The sequence below is a fragment of the Lentzea sp. NPDC051208 genome (assembly GCF_040682435.1).
GTDB classification, from domain to species: domain Bacteria; phylum Actinomycetota; class Actinomycetes; order Mycobacteriales; family Pseudonocardiaceae; genus Lentzea; species Lentzea kristufekii.
Window position 1 is genome coordinate 58,351 of sequence record NZ_JBFBAW010000020.1, and the last position, 16,264, is coordinate 74,614.

The 16,264-nt window shown below is 70.9% G+C and carries 23 protein-coding genes; 16 read left to right on the plus strand and 7 right to left on the minus strand.

Annotation, left to right across the window (positions count from 1 at the left end; all coding sequences use genetic code 11):
• Positions 1-14: 14 nt before the first annotated feature.
• From AB0M48_RS36715 to AB0M48_RS36735, 5 genes are read right to left on the minus strand one after another with little or no spacing between them, the layout of a single operon-like run.
• Positions 15-1,211 (minus strand): cytochrome P450, encoded by a 1,197-nt coding sequence (locus tag AB0M48_RS36715; protein WP_363850968.1) that lies wholly within the window; start codon positions 1,209-1,211, stop codon positions 15-17.
• On the minus strand, positions 1,208-2,392 hold the full coding sequence (locus AB0M48_RS36720) for an FAD-dependent oxidoreductase (protein ID WP_363850971.1): 1,185 nt from the start codon (positions 2,390-2,392) through the stop codon (positions 1,208-1,210). Before AB0M48_RS36720 ends, AB0M48_RS36715 begins: the two co-directional genes overlap by 4 nt.
• Complete coding sequence (locus AB0M48_RS36725) at positions 2,389-2,583, minus strand: ferredoxin (protein WP_363850974.1); 195 nt, start codon at positions 2,581-2,583, stop codon at positions 2,389-2,391. The genes AB0M48_RS36720 and AB0M48_RS36725 overlap by 4 nt, the downstream gene beginning before the upstream one ends.
• Positions 2,580-3,260 carry a TetR family transcriptional regulator gene (locus tag AB0M48_RS36730; protein WP_363850977.1) on the minus strand — a complete coding sequence of 227 codons (681 nt, stop codon included), beginning with the start codon at positions 3,258-3,260 and terminating at the stop codon, positions 2,580-2,582. Before AB0M48_RS36730 ends, AB0M48_RS36725 begins: the two co-directional genes overlap by 4 nt.
• Positions 3,261-3,263: 3 nt before the next feature.
• Positions 3,264-4,472, minus strand: coding sequence for a cytochrome P450 (locus AB0M48_RS36735; protein ID WP_363850979.1), 1,209 nt, complete (start codon positions 4,470-4,472; stop codon positions 3,264-3,266).
• Between the two features lie 135 nt (positions 4,473-4,607).
• Between AB0M48_RS36735 and AB0M48_RS36740 the strand changes: the two genes are divergently transcribed.
• From AB0M48_RS36740 to AB0M48_RS36760, 5 genes are all read left to right on the plus strand, one after another.
• On the plus strand, positions 4,608-5,048 hold the full coding sequence (locus tag AB0M48_RS36740) for a hypothetical protein (protein WP_363850982.1): 441 nt from the start codon (positions 4,608-4,610) through the stop codon (positions 5,046-5,048).
• Between the two features lie 79 nt (positions 5,049-5,127).
• On the plus strand, positions 5,128-5,835 hold the full coding sequence (locus AB0M48_RS36745) for a DUF2071 domain-containing protein (protein WP_363850984.1): 708 nt from the start codon (positions 5,128-5,130) through the stop codon (positions 5,833-5,835).
• A 130-nt stretch (positions 5,836-5,965) separates the two neighbouring features.
• Positions 5,966-6,616: a GTP cyclohydrolase II gene (gene ribA / locus AB0M48_RS36750; RefSeq protein WP_363850987.1), complete on the plus strand. Its 651-nt coding sequence runs from the start codon at positions 5,966-5,968 to the stop codon at positions 6,614-6,616.
• Between the two features lie 21 nt (positions 6,617-6,637).
• Positions 6,638-7,243: a nitroreductase family protein gene (locus AB0M48_RS36755; protein WP_363850989.1), complete on the plus strand. Its 606-nt coding sequence runs from the start codon at positions 6,638-6,640 to the stop codon at positions 7,241-7,243.
• Between the two features lie 4 nt (positions 7,244-7,247).
• The gene (locus AB0M48_RS36760) at positions 7,248-7,727 is read left to right on the plus strand and encodes a MarR family winged helix-turn-helix transcriptional regulator (protein ID WP_363850991.1); all 480 of its coding nucleotides are present in this window, start codon (positions 7,248-7,250) and stop codon (positions 7,725-7,727) included.
• Here AB0M48_RS36760 and AB0M48_RS36765 read toward each other — a convergent pair.
• Positions 7,724-8,434: a bacterial transcriptional activator domain-containing protein gene (locus AB0M48_RS36765; protein ID WP_363850994.1), complete on the minus strand. Its 711-nt coding sequence runs from the start codon at positions 8,432-8,434 to the stop codon at positions 7,724-7,726. The genes AB0M48_RS36760 and AB0M48_RS36765 overlap by 4 nt on opposite strands.
• Before the next feature lie 198 nt (positions 8,435-8,632).
• On the opposite strand from AB0M48_RS36765, the gene AB0M48_RS36770 reads away from it, so the two are divergent.
• From AB0M48_RS36770 to AB0M48_RS36795, 6 genes are all read left to right on the plus strand, one after another.
• Entirely contained in the window at positions 8,633-9,496 is an 864-nt protein-coding gene (locus AB0M48_RS36770) for a manganese catalase family protein (protein ID WP_363850997.1), read from the plus strand.
• Between the two features lie 13 nt (positions 9,497-9,509).
• On the plus strand, positions 9,510-10,730 hold the full coding sequence (locus AB0M48_RS36775) for an Nramp family divalent metal transporter (RefSeq protein WP_363851000.1): 1,221 nt from the start codon (positions 9,510-9,512) through the stop codon (positions 10,728-10,730).
• Positions 10,727-11,164, plus strand: a complete 438-nt coding sequence (locus AB0M48_RS36780) for a DUF2243 domain-containing protein (RefSeq protein WP_363851003.1) — start codon at positions 10,727-10,729, stop codon at positions 11,162-11,164. Before AB0M48_RS36775 ends, AB0M48_RS36780 begins: the two co-directional genes overlap by 4 nt.
• Positions 11,165-11,262: 98 nt before the next feature.
• On the plus strand, positions 11,263-11,904 hold the full coding sequence (locus AB0M48_RS36785; protein WP_363851006.1) for a hypothetical protein: 642 nt from the start codon (positions 11,263-11,265) through the stop codon (positions 11,902-11,904).
• Entirely contained in the window at positions 11,891-12,307 is a 417-nt protein-coding gene (locus tag AB0M48_RS36790; RefSeq protein ID WP_363851009.1) for a phage holin family protein, read from the plus strand. The genes AB0M48_RS36785 and AB0M48_RS36790 overlap by 14 nt, the downstream gene beginning before the upstream one ends.
• On the plus strand, positions 12,283-12,915 hold the full coding sequence (locus AB0M48_RS36795; RefSeq protein ID WP_363851012.1) for a DUF3618 domain-containing protein: 633 nt from the start codon (positions 12,283-12,285) through the stop codon (positions 12,913-12,915). Before AB0M48_RS36790 ends, AB0M48_RS36795 begins: the two co-directional genes overlap by 25 nt.
• 150 nt (positions 12,916-13,065) lie before the next feature.
• Here the strand turns inward: AB0M48_RS36795 and AB0M48_RS36800 are convergent, their stop codons facing one another.
• A complete protein-coding gene (locus AB0M48_RS36800) occupies positions 13,066-13,308 on the minus strand; it encodes an acyl carrier protein (protein ID WP_363851015.1) in 243 nt (80 codons plus the stop codon).
• 102 nt (positions 13,309-13,410) lie between these two features.
• Between AB0M48_RS36800 and AB0M48_RS36805 the strand changes: the two genes are divergently transcribed.
• From AB0M48_RS36805 to AB0M48_RS36825, 5 genes are read left to right on the plus strand one after another with little or no spacing between them, the layout of a single operon-like run.
• Positions 13,411-13,821, plus strand: coding sequence for a hypothetical protein (locus AB0M48_RS36805; RefSeq protein WP_363851018.1), 411 nt, complete (start codon positions 13,411-13,413; stop codon positions 13,819-13,821).
• Positions 13,818-14,987: a zinc-dependent alcohol dehydrogenase gene (locus AB0M48_RS36810; RefSeq protein ID WP_363851021.1), complete on the plus strand. Its 1,170-nt coding sequence runs from the start codon at positions 13,818-13,820 to the stop codon at positions 14,985-14,987. Before AB0M48_RS36805 ends, AB0M48_RS36810 begins: the two co-directional genes overlap by 4 nt.
• Positions 14,988-15,033: 46 nt before the next feature.
• The gene (locus AB0M48_RS36815) at positions 15,034-15,243 is read left to right on the plus strand and encodes a hypothetical protein (protein ID WP_363851024.1); all 210 of its coding nucleotides are present in this window, start codon (positions 15,034-15,036) and stop codon (positions 15,241-15,243) included.
• 34 nt (positions 15,244-15,277) lie between these two features.
• Positions 15,278-16,069: an MBL fold metallo-hydrolase gene (locus AB0M48_RS36820; protein WP_363851027.1), complete on the plus strand. Its 792-nt coding sequence runs from the start codon at positions 15,278-15,280 to the stop codon at positions 16,067-16,069.
• Positions 16,070-16,095: 26 nt separating this feature from the next.
• Entirely contained in the window at positions 16,096-16,263 is a 168-nt protein-coding gene (locus tag AB0M48_RS36825; protein WP_363851029.1) for a hypothetical protein, read from the plus strand.
• Position 16,264: the final 1 nt, after the last annotated feature.

Below are 16,264 nucleotides of genomic sequence, written 5' to 3' on the forward strand. Positions count from 1 at the left end.
GGAACTCGCCGCCGTCACCAGGTCACGGGAAGCTCGTAGACGCCGTACACCGAGCCGTCGTGCTTGAACGGGATCTTCTCCAGCTCGGTCGCCAGCCGCAGCGCCGGGATCCGCCGGTACAGCGTGCTGTACACGACCTGCAGTTCCATCCGGGCCAGCGGCTGGCCGAGGCACTGGTGCACACCGAACCCGAACGCCACGTGCTGACGGGGGTTGCGGCCGAGGTCGAGCCGGTCGGGATCCGGGAACACCGACGGGTCGCGGTTGCCGATGTCGTTGGCCATGATGACGCCCTCGCCCGCGCGGATGGTCTCGCCGGCGATCTCGACGTCCTCCAGTGCGACCCTGCGGCGGCCGTTGTGCGTGATGTGCAGGTAGCGCAACAACTCCTCGACGGCGGACGCCACGAACGCGGGGTCGTCCGACTCCCGGAGACTCGCCAGCTGGTCGGGGTGTTCCAGCAGCGCCAGGGTGCCGAGCGCGATCATGTTCGCCGTGGTCTCGTGCCCGGCGAGCAACATGAGCACGCCCATCTGCACCGCTTCCGGCCGGGTCAGCTCGCCGTCGGCGATCCGCCCGGCCAGTCCGGACAGGAGGTCGTCGCCGGGGTTCTCGATCTTCTCGCCGACGAGGCCGTCGAGGTGCTGGAACAGCCGGCCGCCCGCGGCGCGCCGCTCGTCCCCGGTGGCGTCCCGGTTGATGAGGACCTTGCTGTTCTCCTGGAACGACTCGTGGTCGTCGTACGGCACGCCGAGCAGCCGGCAGATCACCAGTGACGGCACCGGGAGTGCGAACGCCTGCACCAGGTCCACGGGTTTGGGGCCGGCCAGCAGGTCGTCCAGGAGGTCGTCGACGATCTGCTGCACGCCGGGCCTCATCGCCTCGACCCGCTTGATCGTGAACGACGAGGTCACCATCCGGCGGAGCCGGGCGTGCTCGGGGCCGTCCATCAGGATGAAGCTGATGGGGGTGCCGCCGCCCGCCGGGACGTCGACCTCGATCGGGTAGCCCGGCCGGGTGGCGTCCGAGCTGAGCCGGGAGTCGGCCAGGAGCGCCTTCTGCTCCGCGTACCTGGTCACCAGCCACGCCTCGGCGCCGTTGCGCAGCCGGACCCGTGTCAGCGGTGCCTTGTGCTGCAACGACTGGATGGCTGGAGGCGGGTCGAACGGGCACCTCTCCGCTCGTACCCCCGGGAAGGTCTCCACGGTCACGACTTTCCTCCCACGAGTGCTGGTTTCCCGATCTCCTGCCGGAGCAGACGGGCTTGTTTGGCCATGTTCCAGCCGAGCACGCCGGTGACGACGCCGTCCTGGCGGTACGTCGCGACGAAGCGGTCGCCGGCCGGGTCACCGTCCACAACGGACATCTCTGCGCCGGCGCCGGGCACGCCGTGCACCTGGATCTTGACGTCGAACTGGTCGGTCCAGAAGTAGGGCACCGGCGTGTACGGCTCGTCCTCACCGAGGATGGCGCCGGCCACCGCCACGCCCTGCTCGGCCGCGTTCGTGCGGTTCTCCAGGCGCATCAGGGCGTCCAGCGTCTCGTGGTGCCACCGGGCCACGTCGCCGGCGGCGTAGATGCCGTCCGCCGCCCGGCAGCGCGAGTCGCACACGATCCCGTTGTCACGCGGCACCCCGCTGCCCGCCAGCCAGTCCACGGCGGGAGCGGCGCCGAACGCGACCACGACGACGTCCGCCGGCAGGACCTCGCCGGTCTCCAGGCACACGCCGGTCACCCGGCCTTCGTGCGACGCCAGGCCCGTGACGCCGGAGCCGAGTCGCAGGTCAACGCCGTTCGAGGTGTGGAGGTCGGCCAGCAGCCGCGCCGGCAAGGCACCGAACTGGTAGGCCAGCGGTGCTCGCTGCGGTCCGGCGATCGTGACGGCGAGTCCCATCACCCGCGCGGTGGCGGCGATCTCGGTGCCGAGCACCCCGTCGCCGACGACCACGACCCGCGAACCGGCCAGCAGGTCCTCGCGCAGGGCAAGGGTGTCGTCGAGCGTGCGGAGCACGTGCACGCCGGCCAGGCCGTCCTGGCCCGGCAGGGTGCGCGCCCGCAACCCGGTGGCCACGACGACGGCCTCCGCGGTGAGCTCCTGGCCGGAGGCCGTGCGGACGGTCCGTGCCGGAACGTCCAGGCCCACCGCGGCGTCGCCGAGCACGAACGTGGCGTCCAAAGTGGACAGAATGTCGGGCGGCCGCAGTCGTGCCCGGTCCGGCGTCCACGTGCCGGCGAGGACCTGCTTGGACAGCGGTGGCCGGTCGTACGGCAGGTGCCGCTCGGCGCCCAGCACGGTGAGCGGGCCGCGATAACCCTTGCGTCGCAGGGCTTCCGCGGTGCTGAGGCCGGCCGCGGAAGCCCCGACGACGAGCACACCGTCCGGAGCGTTCACCCGGTCACCGAGATCGCGACACCGGGACACACGCTGACGGCCTCGCGGACGACGTCCTGCAGTTCCTCGGGCGGCGTCTCGTCGAGCAGGACGACGATGCCGTCCTCGTCCCGCTGGTCGAACACGTCCGGCGCGAGCAGCACGCACGTTCCGGCGCCGCAGCACTTCTCCTGGTCGACAGTCACCTTCATCGTTCCTCCTTCTCCCGCGGCTCGGCAGGGGAGACGGGCGCGAGCCACATCCCCGTGAGCGCGTCGATCAGCCCGGCCGCGGCGGAGTTCCACGTGTACCGGGGTGTGGTGGTGTCTTCGGCGAGGGAGCGTTCCCGCTCGCCGACGGTGTGCACGATCAGCTGGCGCGCCATGTCGCCGCGTTCGGCCCGGACCTCGGGCGGCAGGTCGGGCAGGCACCGGTTCAGCGCCTCGACGATGCGCACCAGCGACGGTGACGACAGCGACTCGTCGATCATGATCGGCCGGAAGGTCGGGTCGGTCATCACCTGCGCGCCGAACCGCGCGAACCACGTCGGGCTGCCCAGCGCGTCGAGGTGCTCGGCCATCGGGCGCACCAGGCAGGCGATCCAGTCCCGCACGTCGGCACTGTCGCCGGCCTCGTCCGCCGCCCGCCGCCGGATCTCCTCGATCGGCGCGGAGTGCTTGCGGGCGATCGCCCGCACCAGGTCGGCCTTGGTGCCGAAGTGGTAGCTCACCGCGGCGTTGTTCCCCTGCCCGGCGGCCTCGCTGATCTGCCTGTGGGACACCGCGATGACCCCGTGTTCGGCGAACAGCCGCTCGGCCGCCACCAGGATCAGCTCCCTGGTCGACCGCGTCCGCCCGGACCTGCCGGTCCCGGTGGCCTCACTCGTCACCGGTCACCACCTCACCGGCAGCTCCGTGAGCCCGCCGACGACCAGCCCCTCCACCCGGCGCAGGTCGCCGGCGCCGACGGCGAGTTCGAGCGAGGGCAGCCTGCGCAGCAGGACGTCGAGCACGGCCTGCAGTTCGGTGCGCGCCAACGGTTGCCCGATGCACGCGTGGGCGCCGGCGCCGAAGGCCAGGTGCGGGTTCGGGCTGCGGTGCAGGTCCATCTCGGACGCGTCGGCGAAGGCGCGCTCGTCCCGGTTGGCGGCGGCCATGCTGCACACCGCCGTCGTCCCGGCGGGCAGGACCGTCCCGGCGAGCTCGACGTCCTCGTCGAAGTACCGCACCATGCCGAAGCCGGAGTTGGCGTCCATCCGCAACGCCTCCTCGACGGCGGAGCGCACCAGCGACCGGTCCTCCAGCAGCCGCTCCCAGCGACCGCGGTCGGCGAGCAGCATCGCGACCATCTTGGCGATCATGTTGGCCGTGGTCTCGTGCCCGGCGACCAGCAGACCGATGCCCGTCGAGATGAGCACGACGTCCGAGAGCGGCTCGCCCTCGGCATCGGTCTCCGCGATGAGCGCGCTGAGGACGTCCTCGCCCGGTTCCGCCCGCTTGGCCGCGATGTGCGCCGCCATGTAGGCACCGAACTCCGCCTGCGCCGCGTTCATCTCCTCCTGGGAGAAGCGGGTCATGCTGAGCAGCATGTCCGACCAGTGCGCGAATCTGTCGCGGTCGGCGTCGGGGACCCCGAGCATGTCGCAGATCACCCAGACCGGGAGCGGAAAACCCAGAGCCGCCTTCAGGTCGGCAGGCCCGCCCTGGGCGACCATGTCGTCGACCAGCCGCTCGGCCATCGCCTCGATGCCGGGCCGCAGGGCGTTCATCCGCTTGGCGGTGAACCACTTGCCGATCATCCGCCGCCAGCGCAGGTGTTCCGGGCCGTGCTGCGGCAGCACCGACGCCATCTCGCTGTTGAACACCCCGCCGTCCTCGGCGGAGACCCTGGCGCCCCTGCCCGGCCCCGTCCTGGTGAACCTGGGATCGGACAGCACCTGCTTGACGTCGTCGTACCGGGTCACCAGCGCGGCCTCGTCGCCGCTGGGCAGCGTCACGTGCGCAACCGGGCACCGATCACGCAGCCGTGCCCACTCCTCGGGCGGATCCAGCGCTTTCCGGGCCGGAATCGGGTACCGCAACGGCTCTTCGACCTGCGTCACCAAGGCTCCTCTCGCAGCAGCCCGTGTTCGGCCGCTCACCCACAGCTTGGAGATGCGAGGAGATTAAGTCAAGCGACTGACTTAAAGCGCAGGTCCCGGTCGGCCATGCGGGCAGGGCAGGCTAGGTTTGCGCAGGTGAGTCGACTTGATGACGTGGCAGAGCGCGACGGCTGGCGCTGCTGGGTGTGCGACGAGCCGGTCGATCCGGACATGTCGGTGAACGACGCGCGAGGCCCCAGCGTCGACAGCAGGACGGCCGACCGGAAGGCCAAGGTCGCCGAGCGGCTCGCGCACCGCGGCTGCAACAGCCGCAAGGGTGCGGTCAAGGTCGTCATCGCCTGGCCGGACCACCTGCACGTCGCCGAGCCCGCGCCGCTGATCACCGTCGCCGGGAGGCTGGAACGCAAGGGCGGCCGCGAGATGGTGGGCCGTTGTCCGACCAAAAAGGACGCTCACGAGGTCGCGGAGTGGCTGGAGGACCGGTTCTCCCGGCTGGTGCCCGGTCTGCCGGTGACCGCCGCAGTCGAGGCGGGTGGCGGCCAGTTCCTCGTCGTCCTGGCCGCTGGACGCCGCTGACCCGGATCGCGGGGCGTGCGCCGGGCCGCTTGAGGAATTCGGCGCGGACTCTCAGGTGTGCTGCGCTTCAATCGTGCACATGACCTTCGGTTCGCCGCGGCGCGTTGACCGGTCGGTGCTGACGCAGTGGTGGAGCGACGTGACGTTCCTGCACTGGCGGATTCCTCCGGGTGCGGTGGAACACCTGCTGCCCGCGGGGACGAGGCCGGACGTGGTCGGCGGTGACACGTTCGTCGGGCTGATCGCCTTCCGCCTGTACCCGCTGGGCTGGCCCTGGCTGACCGGCCGCTGGAGTTTTCCGGAGACCAACGTGCGCCTGTACACGGTCGACCGGCAGGAACGGCGCGGTGTCGTGTTCCTCTCGATGGACGCCTCGAACCTGCCGTTCGTGCTGGGCGCACGAGCTCTCGCCGGGTTGCCGTACATGTTGTCGGACATGGTGGTGCGCCACGACGGCAACGAGGTCACCTACACGTGCAGGCGCAAGTGGCCGCATCGTCCGGATGCGACGAGCGCCTTCACCGTGCGGGCGGGGGAGCGGATCGTGCGGCCGACCCCGCTGGAGGAGTTCCTGACGGCCAGGTGGGGACTGCACACGTCGTGGCTCGGCCGGACCACGTACCTCCCGAGCCACCACGTGCCGTGGGACCTGAGCCGCGCCACGATCGTCCGCTGCGACGACGACCTGGTGGCTTCGGCGGAGATTCCGGTGTCCGGCGAGCCGATGAGCGTCCTGTACTCACCCGGCGTGCGGGCGAGGTTCGGCATTCCGTCGTGCGCGGCTTGAGCCGCCACGACCGAGGCGGACCTGCCCGGCCCGTCACGAGCATGTGATCAGGGCCATCCGCATAGTTGTTGAACTTTCAATAGTAGAGTTGCAGACTCACATGTGAAACTTCAACAACGCGGAGGCCCGCATGACCAGCACGGAGCTGAAGGCGCCTGCGGCGACGGTGCGCACCCAGGTCACGGTGCCGCTCGAGTTCCCGGACGGGTACGCCACCACCGCGGAGGTGTTCACCTTCACCGGTCTCGGCGACGGCCTGGAGCACCTGGCGCTGGGCCTGGGCGACTGGCGGGCGGCGGTGGCCGGAGACGCGGCGCCGCTGGTGCGGCCGCACAGCGAGTGCCTCACCGGCGACGTGTTCGGGTCCCAGCGCTGTGACTGCGGTCCGCAGCTCCGCGAAGCGGTGGAGCGCATCGCCGGCGAGGGCGGTTTCCTGCTCTACCTGCGGCAGGAAGGCCGCGGCATCGGCCTGTACGCGAAGCTCGACGCCTACGCACTGCAGGACGCCGGACTCGACACCTACGAGGCGAACCTGGCGCTCGGGCGCGGCGAGGACGAGCGCGACTACTCGGCGGCGGCGCAGATGCTGCGGGCGCTGGGTGTCGACCGGGTCCGGTTGCTGAGCAACAACCCCGACAAGGCGCTGCAGCTCGACGCGCTCGGCGTGCGGGTGACCGGCCGCGTCCCGACCGGCGTGCACCTGACCGCCGCCAACGCCGCCTACCTGTCCGCCAAGGTCGCCCGCACCCACCACACCATCGCACTGCCGCTGGCCGGCTGACCACCCCGGAGAGGAAACGACATGGCCACGCTCGAGCCGGCTGTGGACAAGACCGCGTCCACGGTGGTGCCGCTGCACCCGTTGCTGGCGCGCCGGTGGAGCTCGCGCGCGTTCGACCCGGACCACGAGGTCACGGACGAGCAGCTCGCCGCATTGCTGGAGGCGGCCCGCTGGGCGCCGAGCGCGTCCAACACCCAGCCGTGGCGCTTCGCCGTGACCCGGCGCGGCACCGCCGAGCACGCGGCGGTGCTCCGCACCCTGGCCGGTGGCAACCAGGTGTGGGCGCGGGCCGCGTCGGCACTGGTCGTCGTGGCGGCGCGGACCACGGGTGCCGACGGCGCCGCACGGCCGTGGGCGGTCTACGACGCCGGGCAGGCCGTGGCGCACCTGTCGGTGCAGGCCCAGGCCGAAGGGCTGGCCGTGCACCAGATCGGCGGCTTCGACCGCGACGGACTCAACGCCGTGCTCGCGGCGGACGACGTGGTGCCGCTGGTCGTCATCGCCGTCGGTCTGCGCGACGAGCCCGCCCGGCTGGCCGAGCCCCTCGCGCAGCGGGAGACCGCCGAGCGGATGCGCCTGCCCGTCGGCGACCTGCTGCTCCCGGTGCGAACCCGGCAGGAAGGATGACGCGGTGACCGAAGCACGACCCTCGGCGGAACCGCGGTGGCTCACCAGCGCCGAGATGGACGCGTGGTTGAACGTCACGCAGCTGCTGATGCTGCTGCCGACCGCGCTGGACCGGCAGTTGCGTGACGACGCGGGCCTGCCGCACGCCCACTACCGCATCCTGACCATGCTCAGCGCCGAACGCGACGGGAGCATGCGCATGACGCAGCTCGCGCGCAGGGCGGGCACCACCACGACCCGGCTCTCGCACGCGGTGTCCGTGCTGGAGGAACGCGGCTGGGTCGAGCGGTCCGCCTGCCCGACCGACAGGCGCGGCCAGGTCGCGCGGCTCACCGCCGACGGCTGGAACTTCCTGCGCTCCGCCGCACCCGGCCACGTCGCCGAGGTCCGCCGGCTCGTCTTCGACCACCTGACCGAGGACGACGTCGCCCGCCTCCGCGAGATCACCGCCAAGCTCCTCCCGCCCCTAACCGACAACGCCTAGCAGCGCGCGCTCCTCAGCAGCGGCCGCATGAGGTCGTGGATGTGCGGGGACGGTTCGAGGCCGAGTTCCGCGCGGAGCAGGGCCCGGTAGCTCTGGTACTGGCGCAGCGCCTGCGCCGGGTTGCCGTCGGCCAGGTGCAGCTGGACGAGTGTGCGGTGAGCGCTTTCCCGCAACGGGTCGGTCTGAACGGCCGCCAGGGCGGCCTGGTGCGCGTGGTGGTGGTCGCCGCTCGACCGGAGCCGTTCGCTGAGCACCTCCAGCGCGCGCAGCCGTGCCTGTGACCACCAGTCCCGCTCGGCCTGCACCCACGGCTGGGCCCAGCCCGGCAGCAGGTCGGCCTTGAGCAGGGCCACCGCGTCGGGGTTCGCGCCCGGTTCGGCGGTGAGGGCGCAGGCACGGCGGAAGTCGATGTCCACCTTCAGGTCCAGGGTCAGCGCGTCCTCGATGAAGACCACCAGCGGTGCCGGTTTGTTCAACCGCCACAACGACGACCGCAGGCACGCGGCCGCGCGGCGGGAGGTGGCCTCCGGCCAGAGCAGAGCCGCGGCGACGGGCCGCGGCACCGGGCTCTGGTGCAGTGCCAGGAGCGCGAGGAGTCTCTGCGCACCGGGCACCACGTGGATCGGTGTCCGGCCGATGCCCAGTCGGAAACCGTCGAGCAGCTGGAGGTGCAGCCGGGGTTCCGGCGCGGGGGTCGGTCCGGTCATCGTGCGGGCTCGCTCCTCTTTCGGTCAGGGGTCGCCGGGTGCCCGGTAGTTGCCGCCTCACACACCGCCGCGGAATTTTGGTCCGTCCCTACCAGCGGCGGTGACGCGGCGGTGTCGCGCGGGTGGTGTCGCGGAGCCGTGCGGGTCACATCGGCTGCCTAGCTTTCGCCGTGGAGTCCACACCCCACGGGAGGCGAGATGTTCCTGCACACCAGCAGGTTGCAGTTCGAGGCGAAGCCGGACCGCCCGGACGCGCACTACGCCCGCAAGCTCCAGGAGTTGATCGGCGGAGCGTACGGCGAGATGACCGTGACCATGCAGTACCTGTTCCAGGGCTGGAACTGCCGGATGGAGGGCAAGTACAAGGACCTGATCATGGACGTGGCCACCGAGGAGATCGGCCACGTCGAGATGCTCGCGACGATGGTCGCGCGGCTGCTGGAAGGCGCACCGTCCGAGGTGACCGCGCAGGCCGTGGCGGACGACCCGGTGATGGCGGCGGTGATCGGCGGGATGGACCCGCAGCAGGCCATCGTGAGCGGCGGCGGGCCCACGCTGTCGGACAGCAACGGCGTGCCGTGGAACGGCAGGTTCATCGTCGCGAGCGGCAACCTCATGGCCGACTTCCGCGCCAACGTCGCGGCGGAGGCGCAGGGCCGGCTGCAGACGGCCCGGCTCTACAACATGACCGACGACACCGGCGTGCGCGACATGCTGAAGTTCAACCTCGCCCGCGACACCGCCCACCAGAACATGTGGCTCGCCGCGATCGAGGAGCTGCAGGAGGACGGGCTCGAAGGCCCCATCGCGCCGAGCGTGTTGTTCGACGAGGAGCACGCCGAGCACGCCGGGACGATCTGGCACAACTCCGACGGGGCGCTGGGTGCCGAGGGCGGCTGGGCGTCCGGGACCGCGCCGGACGGCGCCCACGAGTTCTCCTACGTGATGAACCCGGAGCCGTTGGGCGGGCACGCTTCCGCGCCCAAGCCCGACCCGCTGCTCTACGCCACCAGCCCGGCGAACCTCGGGCTGATCGAGAAGGCCATCCGCAAGCTCACCTGAGGAGGACCTCGCGATGGTCGGCATCACGGTGCCAGCTCGCGTCCGATCGGTCGCCGTCGTCATGGGACCCGCCTTCGTCGTCGCGGTCGCCTACGTCGACCCCGGCAACTTCGCGACGAACATGGCGGGCGGCGCGACGCACGGATACCTGTTGTTGTGGGTGATCGTCAGCGCCAGCCTGCTGGCGATGTTCGTCCAGTACCAGTCGGCGAAGCTCGGCATCGTGACCGGCCGCAACCTGCCGGAGCTCTGCCGCGAGCACTACCCGCGGCCCGTGACGAAGATGTTGTGGGTGCAGGCGGAGCTCGTGGCGATGGCGACGGACCTTGCGGAGTTCGTCGGCGCGGCGGTGGCGCTGAACCTGTTGTTCGGCGTGCCGCTGCTGCCGGCCGCTCTGATCACCGCGGTGGTGTCGTTCGGCATCCTCGCCCTCGCGCCGCTGCGCAGGCGGCGGTTCGAGTCGGTGATCATCGGCATGCTCGCGATCGTGCTCGGCGGATTCCTCTACCAGACCCTGCACCTCGGACCGCTGACCGGTGCCGCCGCCGGTCTGGTGCCGGGGTTCGCCGGAGTGGACAGCGTGCTGCTCGCGACCGGGATGCTCGGTGCCACGGTCATGCCGCACGTGATCTACCTGCACTCGGCGCTCACCCAGCGCCACCACAGCACCACGCCCGGCGGCCGGCGCAGCGCGCTGCGGGCCAGCAGGACCGACATCGTGGTGGCACTGGGCATCGCCGGAATGGTGAACGTGAGCATGCTCGTCGTGGCGGCCGGCGCCTTCCACCAGGCCGGTGCGCCACGCGAGTCGTTGGAGGACATGCACTCCGGGCTCGGGCAGCTGCTCGGACCGGGAGCGGCGCTGGCGTTCGCGCTGGCACTGCTGGCCTCCGGGCTCGCCGCGTCGAGCGTCGGCACCTACTCCGGCCAGGTGATCATGGAGGGGTTCCTGCGCAGGCGGATCCCGCTGTGGCTGCGCCGGGCGGTGACCATGGCACCGGCGCTGGCGGTGCTGGGGATCGGCGTGGACCCGACGAAGGCGCTGGTGCTGAGCCAGGTCGTGCTGTCGTTCGGGATCCCGTTCGCGTTGATCCCCCTGGTGCTGCTGGCGAGGCGCGCCGACGTGATGGGCGGCGCGGCCAACAGGAGAGGCGTCACGGTGGCCGGCGCGATGGCGGCCCTGGTGATCTCGGCGTTGAACCTGTTCCTGATCGTGCGGACGGTGACCGGATGAAGCGGACAGATCGTGCGGCGTTGGTGCTGGGGCTCGGCATCGGGGGCTTCGTCGACGGCATCGTGATCCACCAGCTGCTCGGCTGGCATCACATGCTGTCCGGGTGGTACCCGGTGGACGACGTTCACCTGATGATGCTCGGCGACGGGCTGTTCCACCTGTTCTGCCTGCTGCTGGTGCTCGTCGGCATCGCCATGCTCAACCGGCGGCCGCCGTTGCCCAACGCCCTGCTGGGCGGCGGGATCCTCGCCGGATGGGGCTTGTTCAACCTCGTCGAGGGGATCGTCGACCACCAGATCCTGGGCGTGCACCACGTGCGGCACGGACCCGGCCAGCTGGCCTACGACATCGCCTTCCTGGTGTCCGGGGCGGTGCTCGTCGCGGCCGGGGTCCTCCTCAGCCGGACCGCGTCGGAGGCAGCGCGGAAGTCGTGAGTGTGGAAAGAGGAACAGTTTCGCCGCCGTCCCGTTTGCGGGGAGTTTCGGAGGGTAGCTCGTAAGCCAGGACACGACGATGAGCTGAGGAGTCAGCCGTGACCGAGAACCAGATGGGCGGAGTGCGCACGGCGGCCCGGGACGAGGGCTTCGAGGTCGCACAGCACGCCAAGGAGGCGGCGGGACAGGTGGGAAGCACCGTCCGGGAGCAGGCCTCGCAGGTGACCCAGGAGACCGCGGCCCAGGCCCGTCACGTCGTCAGGGACGTGCGGGAACGCCTTGCGGCAGAGGCGGAGGACCAGGCGCGGCGGGTGTCGAGTCAGCTCGGCCGCATCGCCGACGAGCTGGGCCAGATGGCGGGCAACGCGCCGTCCGACTCGATGTCGGCCGGAGCGATTCAGAGCGCCGCGGACACGAGCAGGCAGGCCGCCAGGTTCCTCGACGAACGAGGTGCCCAGGGCCTGCTCGACTCGGCACGGGACTACGCCCGGCGCAAGCCCGGCACGTTCCTGCTGGGTGCCGCCGTGGCGGGATTCCTGGTCGGACGCGTCGCGAAGAGCGCGACCGGTGGCGGTGAAGAGCCGCGGCAGCAGGGCGGGGTCGTGCCGGTGACGTCGGAACGGACCGACGTGCCGGTGGCGTCCGAGCGAGCAGGTGCGCCAACGGACTTCGGCGCTCCGCTGACGCCGAGCGCGGCGCCCGCGATGCCCGCGGCGGGGGTGCCCCATGTCGAGCCCTGAGATGCCGTCGTCGCGAGTGGACGGTGCCGGGGAGTCGCTGGGTGATCTCGTCAGTGAGCTCACGAGTGACCTGTCGAAGCTGATGAGGCAGGAGCTCGAGCTCGCGAAGGCCGAGATGCGGCAGGAGGCCGTCAAGGCCGGCAAGGCGACCGGGATGCTCGCGGCAGCCGGGTTCGCCGGGTACATGACCACCGTGCTGATCAGCCTCGCGCTGGTGTTCGCACTCGGTGCGGTCATGCCGCTCGGCTGGGCCGCGCTGATCGTCGGGGCGGTCTGGGGAATCGCCGGCGCCGTCCTGTACTCCACCGGCCGCGCCCGGTTGCGCACCGTCAACCCGAAACCCGAACGCACCGTGGAAACGCTGAAGGAGGACGCGGAATGGGCGAAACACCCGACCAAATAAGGCGTGACATCGAGATGACCCGCGCCGAGCTCCGGCACGACGCGAACCGGATCGTCGATCACGCGAGCCCGCGGAACATCGCCCAGCGCCGTGTCCGCGGTGTGCGGCAGGGGCTGGTCTCGATGAGGGAGAAAGTGATGGGCACTGCCGCGGATGCCGCGTCCACCGTGCGGGAACAGGGACACGACGCGGGAAGTGCCGTCTCCGAACGGGCGGACCAGGCCGTGCGGGCGGTGCAGGACGCACCGCGGCAGGTCGCACGGCAGACGCAGGGCAGCCCCCTCGCCGCCGGGCTCATCGCGTTCGGCAGCGGCCTGCTGCTCGCGGCGGTCCTGCCCCGCACCGACGCCGAAAGGCAGGCGGTGCAACAGCTCTCCGACAGCTTCGGTGACGCGGTGGAACCGGCGAAGGAAGCTCTCACGGAATCGGCGCGCCACCTCAAGGAGGACGTGCAGAGTTCCGTGAGTGACGCGGCCGGCGAGGTGAAGCAGGTCGCTTCGAACGCAGCGCAGACCACTGCGGGAGAAGCGAAAGAGGCGGCGCAGGACGTGGGCGGCCACGCCCGCGAGTCCGGGCAGAGGGTGTCCGGCGAGGCGACCGGCCGGTGAGTCCGCTGTCCGGGTGAGCCGCTCGACGGAGCGGCTCACCCGGACGCGTCCGGTCAGACGACTGTGCCGACGCATCCGTTGCGCCAGACGACTGTGCCGCCGCAACCGTTGCTGGGCAACGGGTGCGGCGGCACGGAATCGGCCCCCTGGTCAGCTGACCGCGGGGCCCGACTCGCCCGATCCCGACAGTTCCTTGATGAACTCGTGGCACCGCTTGGCGCGTGCCGAGTCCTCCTCCATCACGCTGCGGAAGAAGTCCGCGATGTCCTGACGGCCCGCGTTGTCCGCGTCACGGACGTACTGGCCGTAGTCGTGGCCTGCCTTGAGAGCGTGGTACTGCACGGAGATCAGGTCGTAGGTGACGTCGTCGAAGCCGGTCTCACCGGTTGCCATCGGTACCTCCAGTGGTTGTTCGGTAGGGAGGTGGTACCCGAGCGAATCGCGTTGAACCGCCAAGAGCATTTCCGGCATTCGTGCTCCGAGAGAGGCCGAAACATGAACACAGCAGGAAAAGCGCTGCTGGCCGCGGGCGTCGCGACAGCGGTCGCCGTGGCCAGGAGGCGGCGAAGGGCGCAGCAGGACGACGCTCCCGAGCGCTGGCTGGCCGTGACCGTGAACCGCGCACCGGACGAGGTCCAGTCCTCGCTGCCGGACGACCTCGCGCGGTGGCGCGACCAGGTCGAGATCAGCGTCCGGCCGGCGACGGGGGACAAGGGCACCGAGCTCAGGGCGAAGCCCGCCGGTGAGGTGTCGGCCCACGAGCTCAGGCTCGCGTTGCGCCGGGCGAAGGCGGTGCTGGAAGCCGGTGAGGTGGTCCGGCCCGACACGGCTCCCACGCATCCGGGGCCGATGGGCAAGGCGCTGCAAGCGGTGACGAACCGGGCCGGCGGCGGTGGTCGGCTGTGAAGGCGCTGTGCTGGGAGGGGATCAACGACGTCCGGGTGCAGGACGTGCCCGATCCCCAGCTGCTGAACGACCAGGACATGATCCTCAAGGTGCGGCTGAGCACGGTGTGCGGCTCGGACCTGCACCTGCTGACCGGCCACATCCCGTTCATGCAGGCGGGTGACGTGATCGGCCACGAGTTCATGGGCGAGGTCGTCGAGGTCGGGCCCGGTGTCACCAAGCACCGGCCGGGCGATCGCGTGGTCGTGTGCTCGTTCATCGTCTGCGGCCGCTGCTGGTACTGCCGCAACGAGTTGTACTCATTGTGCGACAACACGAACACCAATCCGGCGATCACGCAGCACCTGTGGGGTGCCGATCCCGGCGGCATCTTCGGCTACTCGCACGCCATGGGCGGCTTCCGGGGCAGCCACGCCGAGTACGTGCGCGTGCCCTTCGCCGACCACACCGCGATCCCGATTCCCGAGGCCGTGGACGACATGAGCGCCCTGTTCGCCTCGGACTCCGCTCCCACCGGGTGGATGGGCGCGGATCTCGGTGGCGTGAAACAGGGTGACGTCGTGGCCGTGTGGGGTTCCGGCGCGGTGGGGCAGATGGCCGCCCGCGCGGCCCAGCTGCTCGGTGCCGAACGCGTGCTGGTCATCGACCGCTTCGACTACCGGCTGCGGCAGGCGGAACTGGCGTTCGGCGTGGAGACCATCAACTACGCCGAGACCTCGGTCGGCGACGCGCTGCTGGAGGCGACGGGTGGCCGCGGCCCGGACGTGTGCATCGAGGCGGTCGGCTGTGAGGCGCACTCCACCGGCCCGCAGCACGTGTACGACCAGGTGAAGAGCAAGCTGAAGCTGGAGATGGACCGCCCGATCGCCGTGCGCGAGGCGATCTACAACTGCCGCAAGGGCGGTTCGGTGTTCGTCCTGGGTGTCTTCACCGGGCTCGTGGACAAGTTCCCGCTGGGCGCGTTGATGAACAAGGGTCTGACCGTCCGCGGTGCGCAGCAGCACGGACAGCGCTACATCCCGATGCTGCTGGACCGCATCGCGTCCGGTGAGCTCACGACCAGTCACCTGGCGACGCACGTCATGCCGCTGAGCGAGGGCGCGCGGGGCTACGAGCTGTTCAAGAAGAAGGAGGACGACTGCGTCCGCTCGGTCTTCCGCCTTTGATCCCGGGCTGACGTTCACCCCGGCGGTGCCGGGGTAGCCGACCGGCATGAACACCGAGAGGCAGAACCCGCAGCAGGACTACGACGAAGCGAGCCGCACCTCGCTGGAGGAGGCCGGGGCGGACCAGGTAGGAGTGGACGAGGCCGACACGGTCCCGGGGAGGAGCGGTTCCGGCTCCGCACATCCCGAACCGAACCCGACGGGCAACGTCGGCCTGTCGGACTACTCGGTCGCCGACGACCCGGACCGAGGATGATCACCGCTCCCGCCTCCTCACTGAGGGGCGCGACATGACGGGCTCGCTGCACTTCGTCGGCAACGCCACCACGGTGCTCCGGCTCGGGCCGTTCACGCTGCTGACCGATCCCAACTTCCTCCACAAAGGACAGTGGACGCACATCGGTCAGGGCCTGGTGTCGCGCCGGCTCACCGATCCGGCGATCGAGATCAGCGATCTGCCGGAGCTGGACGCCGTGGTGCTCTCCCACCTGCACGGTGACCACTTCGACCGGGTGGCGAGCAGGGAACTCGCGCGCGACCTGCCCGTGCTCACCACCCCGCACGCGGCGAAACGCCTGGCCCGCCGCGGGTTCCGCGAGGCGGCGCCGTTGCGCACCTGGGAGACCACCACGCTGTCGCGCGGTGCGGCGAAGCTGACGATCACGTCGCTGCCGGGCCGGCACGCGCTGGGGCCGCTGGGACGCCTGCTGCCTCCCGTGATGGGCACCATGCTCGAGTACCGGGAGGCGGCGGGCGTCCTGCCGTTCCGGGTCTACCTGAGCGGCGACACCCTGGTGCACCCGGAGCTGCGCCAGATCCGCGACCGGTTCGACGGCATCGACCTCGCGGTCGTGCACCTCGGCGGCACCAAGGTGCTGGGCGTGCTGCTGACCATGGACGGCAAGCAGGGTGCCGACCTGATCGAGCTGCTCGCCCCGCGCACCACCGTGCCCGTGCACTACGAGGAGTACGGGGTGATGAAGTCACCGCTGTCCGACTTCACCACCGAGATCTCGCAGCGCCGGGCGGGGTTCGAGGTCCAGGTGGTGGCGCGCGGGGACACCTTCGCGCTGCCGATGTGAACGATCACCGATGAGAGGAGTGCGTTGTGACCGGACCAGGACATGACGACGTCGAACGCGGCGCCGCGGAGGAGAACAGCGGTGTGCCGTTGACGCCCACCGAGGAGGAGGCGTCGAACCGGGCGCCGAGCGACCCCAGCGGTCCGGGCGCCGGTCTGGACGGCGGCGGCCGCTACGGCGACGACGACGGCTGAC

What these genes read in the sequence shown, in the direction of transcription:
- AB0M48_RS36725 (WP_363850974.1), bottom strand. Translation starts at nt 2,583, where the DNA reads ATGAAGGTGACTGTCGACCAGGAGAAGTGCTGCGGCGCCGGAACGTGC.
- AB0M48_RS36745 (WP_363850984.1), top strand. Translation starts at nt 5,128, where the DNA reads ATGACCTTCGGTTCGCCGCGGCGCGTTGACCGGTCGGTGCTGACGCAG.
- ribA (WP_363850987.1), top strand. Translation starts at nt 5,966, where the DNA reads ATGACCAGCACGGAGCTGAAGGCGCCTGCGGCGACGGTGCGCACCCAG.
- AB0M48_RS36755 (WP_363850989.1), top strand. Translation starts at nt 6,638, where the DNA reads ATGGCCACGCTCGAGCCGGCTGTGGACAAGACCGCGTCCACGGTGGTG.
- AB0M48_RS36765 (WP_363850994.1), bottom strand. Translation starts at nt 8,434, where the DNA reads ATGACCGGACCGACCCCCGCGCCGGAACCCCGGCTGCACCTCCAGCTG.
- AB0M48_RS36770 (WP_363850997.1), top strand. Translation starts at nt 8,633, where the DNA reads ATGTTCCTGCACACCAGCAGGTTGCAGTTCGAGGCGAAGCCGGACCGC.
- AB0M48_RS36775 (WP_363851000.1), top strand. Translation starts at nt 9,510, where the DNA reads ATGGTCGGCATCACGGTGCCAGCTCGCGTCCGATCGGTCGCCGTCGTC.
- AB0M48_RS36780 (WP_363851003.1), top strand. Translation starts at nt 10,727, where the DNA reads ATGAAGCGGACAGATCGTGCGGCGTTGGTGCTGGGGCTCGGCATCGGG.
- AB0M48_RS36790 (WP_363851009.1), top strand. Translation starts at nt 11,891, where the DNA reads ATGTCGAGCCCTGAGATGCCGTCGTCGCGAGTGGACGGTGCCGGGGAG.
- AB0M48_RS36795 (WP_363851012.1), top strand. Translation starts at nt 12,283, where the DNA reads ATGGGCGAAACACCCGACCAAATAAGGCGTGACATCGAGATGACCCGC.
- AB0M48_RS36800 (WP_363851015.1), bottom strand. Translation starts at nt 13,308, where the DNA reads ATGGCAACCGGTGAGACCGGCTTCGACGACGTCACCTACGACCTGATC.
- AB0M48_RS36805 (WP_363851018.1), top strand. Translation starts at nt 13,411, where the DNA reads ATGAACACAGCAGGAAAAGCGCTGCTGGCCGCGGGCGTCGCGACAGCG.
- AB0M48_RS36815 (WP_363851024.1), top strand. Translation starts at nt 15,034, where the DNA reads ATGAACACCGAGAGGCAGAACCCGCAGCAGGACTACGACGAAGCGAGC.
- AB0M48_RS36820 (WP_363851027.1), top strand. Translation starts at nt 15,278, where the DNA reads ATGACGGGCTCGCTGCACTTCGTCGGCAACGCCACCACGGTGCTCCGG.